The organism is Haloferax sp. KTX1 (assembly GCF_902410085.1).
Taxonomy (GTDB): domain Archaea; phylum Halobacteriota; class Halobacteria; order Halobacteriales; family Haloferacaceae; genus Haloferax; species Haloferax massiliensis.
The window spans coordinates 1-402 of record NZ_CABPRH010000312.1 but is presented as its reverse complement, the minus strand read 5'-3'; the positions used below and the strand labels follow the sequence as shown (position 1 = coordinate 402).

At 61.9% G+C, this 402-nt stretch carries 1 protein-coding gene; it reads right to left on the bottom strand.

Annotation, left to right across the window (positions count from 1 at the left end; translation table 11 throughout):
- Positions 1-402: AMP-binding protein (locus FY251_RS21980; protein ID WP_148417017.1), on the bottom strand; the 402-nt coding region annotated here is incomplete at both ends.

The following is a 402-nucleotide window of genomic DNA, read 5'->3' as shown; positions in this document are numbered from 1 at the left end:
TCTCCATGTGCTGATTGAGCACCAGCGCGTGCCAACTCTCGGTCCGATGGGTTCTGACCACGCCCTTCGGGTCCCCCGTCGTGCCGGACGTGTAGTTGATGCTGGCGTCGTCGTCCTCGGCCATGTCCGGCCGGTCCGGTTCGGCTGTCGGCTGCCCGTCGAGGATACCGCTGTAGGCTTCCCATTCCCCGTCGATACGGTCGGGCTCGTAGCCGATGAACGTCTCCGCAGGAATGTCGTCCCGTACCGGCTGGACCTTTTCGGCGAAGTCGTAGTCGGCGATGACTGTCGCGGCTTCACAGTCGTTCAGAATATACTCGATTTTCGCGGGATCGAGCCGGTAGTTCAGCGGGACGAACACCGCGCCGAGTTTGTTCGTCGCGTACAGCGTCTCGATGAAGT